Genomic DNA, 3,036 nt, shown 5'->3' with positions numbered 1-3,036 from the left:
GGCGGGAATATCGCCGCATGACCCAGGATGCGCTGGCGACAGCGGCAGGCCTTAGCAAGCCCTACCTTAGCCAGATAGAGAACCGCAAACGCGATGGCAGCCCCGAGGTTTTCCAGAGCCTGGCGGCGGCGCTGCGCGTCCCGCTCGACGTATTGGTCGGACAGCCGGAAAAATAGCGCGACAGCCGATGTCCAGACGACGTATCGGACACCTCCCGCTATTGCGCGGACAGAGCATCCCCTAAAACAGCAGTAGCGCACTGCTCAGAGAGACAACCATGGATTCGATACCGCAACGTAACGTACACGTCGTGCCTCATGGCGACGGGTGGGACATCATCCACGAAGGAGCAAAGGGCGAAAGAGCGCACTTCCTCACTCAGGAAGAAGCGGTGGAAGCCGCAACAGTGATTGCACAACGCGAGAAGGTGGAACTCCTGGTGCACGGTCAGGATGGCCAGATCCGTACGCGGAATAGCTACGGGCGGGACCCCAGGAGCATAAGGGGCTGATCATGCTCAGGCGGCTGGCGCCGGGGACCCGGCACGCCAGCCTGGCCATGGAATGGCCGCCAGGAGGATCAGAGCACTTTCTTCATCGAGGGAGCAGGATGGAGGACATAGCTCTCGCGCTCATAGAAAGGAATGGCCTCCGGCCGTGCGTCGAGAAACACGGCCGTCATCTCGCGCGCACGCGCGTCGGCTTCCGCATATGCCATCAGGGCGTGACCGGCACCACTGCCGCGCACTTGCGCATCGACCACAAGGTCGTCTACGTGCAGGTGTGCCCCACGCGCCAACGTATGGACGGGCCGCATCCCCATCACGCCGATCAGCTCGTTGCCTTGAAAGGCGCCAACAAGCTCGTAGCCAGAATGCGATTGCCGGCGCGCTCGGCGCAGGAACTCGGCTTCATCCAGCGAGCGCAATTGCGTGATGACAGGAAAAGCTTGCCCCCATTCCGCCGGGGAAAGCCTTCGGATCTCCAGACTGGCGCTGCGCTTTGCAGTCATCGTTTCATTCCTTCCTCATTATCGAAATCCCGATTCTGGCACAGCCTGTAGCAGCCTGCATCCAACGTGCATGGCGAAGTCACCCGCTATCACGTCAAGTCCCGGCAATCCCCTGCTTGATGCGATTCTTTCCGGGTGCTCAGCCGGCGCTATCTCCCTCGTCGCCATATGGCCCACCCCGCAAGGCGCTCAGCCCCCCCTACGGCGGGGTACTGAAACTGGTGCGACGCACCACAATCAATAGCGGCGACAGACTGCCCCTTGGCCTTCTCTCGAGGGTGTAGGCAACCAGCTTGCCCCCCCTTTTTCACCCCACCGGGATGTAGCATGAGAATGACTCCGATTCTTGCTCTAATGTTGGTGCCGGGCGCGGTTCATGCCCAACTCACGGCATACAAATCTTCCGGATCGCCTGGCTACGGTGGCTATGCCGCCGCCTCGCAGCAGCACGGCAGCACGGCCTACGGCTCAGCACAAGGTCAGGGCAATTCGCTCTCCGGCGTAAACGGCGCCATTACGCAGCGCTATAGCAATGCCACCTCAGGGCATCAGCGAGAAGAGTTGACCGCTGCACAGACTGCGGGAGCTTCGCGGGACTACGGCGGCGGTGGAAGCAAAACCTCGTTGAATCCATCGACAGCCCGCGCTCAGCCGGGCAAATGAATGGAAGCGACGCTGCCGAACCGAGGCCATGAGCGTCCCCGTTCTCTTGCGTGCCCAAAGCGATACGCGGCTCCGGGAAATTCAGGCGGCATGCCCGCCTGGCTCTCAGGCACATAGATCTGAATTGCCGGCTCATCCCAGGACTTTCCGCGCGAGTCCGGCATCCGCTTCTGCACAAGCGAAGCGATAACGTCCGCAACGACGATGCGCCCTCCCCAAGGGACCAAAGTCCTATAAGCCTGGGAACCTCACTTCAAATCAAATACCATGTGTTTTGGGGCTAGCTGCGAAGCAGGTGGCTTGGCGATCTGCTGTTGCCTGTCCGGCAGCCGGCGCGAAGAGAATCGCCCATGCATGACAGCTCCGTGATGCCGGCAACAATGATCGCCTTGCGGTTGTTTGCGGAGAATGAAATGCACAAGAAGACTGACTGTTGTCCAGCGGCGTCCTCCAACAGCGTTGGAAGACGCACCGTACTGAAGACTGCGCTCGGCGTCGCAGCCGTTGGGCTGGCGGGAACCATGGGGGGCGTTGAATCGGCTTACGCGGCGGCGCTATCGAAGTCCGAGCGAGACAAATTGACGCCGGACCAGATTATCGAGAGCCTTAAGCAAGGAAATAGACGTTTCCGTTTGGGGAAGATGCTGCCCCACGATTATCTGGCACAAAAAAGAGTGACTGCCGGCGGGCAGTATCCAGCGGCGGTGATCTTGAGTTGCATTGACTCCCGGGCACCGGCCGAGATCATCCTTGACACGAAAATTGGAGATACATTTAACGCGCGTGTCGCGGGCAATATCGTCAATGAGGATCTCATCGGAAGCCTGGAGTTCGCCTGTGCGGCGGCCGGCGCTAAAGTTATCTTGGTGCTGGGGCACACAGGATGCGGGGCAATCAAGGGCGCGATTGATCACGTTGAACTGGGAAACCTGACTGGTCTCCTGGCCAAGATCAGACCGGCCGTGGATGACACGCAGTACGCTGGCGACAGAAGCAGCAAGAATGATGCATTTGTCGATGCGGTGGCACAAACCAATGTTCGACGCACGATTGACGCAATACGAAACGGGAGTAACGTGCTGGCGCCGATGGAGAAAGATGGGAAATTAAAAATTGTCGGCGCGATGTACCACTTAAACGGTGGAGTTGTCGAATTCCTCGCCTGAATATGAGACGCGGTGCGGGGAAATCCGACAGGTAGTCGGGGCGTTGAATGGCGCTGTTCAGGTTAAGCGTGGATAGCTGCTAGACTTTGGTCGTTGATATGACGAGAGCAGTCGATGAACGCCCGCCAGTTCAAGAGATTCCTGGAGTCGGTGACCAAGCTCACCGCCGGCCAGTTGGAGCAGGTACGAAGCGCGC

Annotated in this window: 5 protein-coding genes; 4 read left to right on the top strand and 1 reads right to left on the bottom strand. The window is 59.5% G+C overall.

Annotated elements, in window-relative coordinates; translation table 11 throughout:
• Positions 1 to 176, top strand: a 176-nt coding sequence (locus AC1DS3_RS37250; protein WP_477129203.1) for a helix-turn-helix domain-containing protein, incomplete at its 5' end; no start/stop codon positions are given.
• A gap of 101 nt (positions 177 to 277) precedes the next feature.
• Complete coding sequence (locus AC1DS3_RS37245) at positions 278 to 511, top strand: DUF2188 domain-containing protein (RefSeq protein ID WP_174424498.1); 234 nt, start codon at positions 278 to 280, stop codon at positions 509 to 511.
• 68 nt (positions 512 to 579) lie between these two features.
• Here the strand turns inward: AC1DS3_RS37245 and AC1DS3_RS37240 are convergent, their stop codons facing one another.
• On the bottom strand, positions 580 to 1,011 hold the full coding sequence (locus tag AC1DS3_RS37240; protein ID WP_441630788.1) for a GNAT family N-acetyltransferase: 432 nt from the start codon (positions 1,009 to 1,011) through the stop codon (positions 580 to 582).
• A 327-nt stretch (positions 1,012 to 1,338) separates the two neighbouring features.
• Here AC1DS3_RS37240 and AC1DS3_RS37235 point away from each other — a divergent pair, with 327 nt between their 5' ends.
• Both AC1DS3_RS37235 and AC1DS3_RS37230 read left to right on the top strand, forming a co-directional pair.
• Positions 1,339 to 1,674 (top strand): hypothetical protein, encoded by a 336-nt coding sequence (locus tag AC1DS3_RS37235; RefSeq protein ID WP_441630786.1) that lies wholly within the window; start codon positions 1,339 to 1,341, stop codon positions 1,672 to 1,674.
• A 413-nt stretch (positions 1,675 to 2,087) separates the two neighbouring features.
• Complete coding sequence (locus AC1DS3_RS37230) at positions 2,088 to 2,840, top strand: carbonic anhydrase family protein (RefSeq protein ID WP_441630912.1); 753 nt, start codon at positions 2,088 to 2,090, stop codon at positions 2,838 to 2,840.
• Positions 2,841 to 3,036: the final 196 nt, after the last annotated feature.

The sequence above is a fragment of the Cupriavidus sp. 01L46 genome, assembly GCF_056399905.1.
The sequence above is the reverse complement of the archived record's forward strand: the minus strand, read 5'-3'. Positions and strand labels throughout refer to the sequence as shown.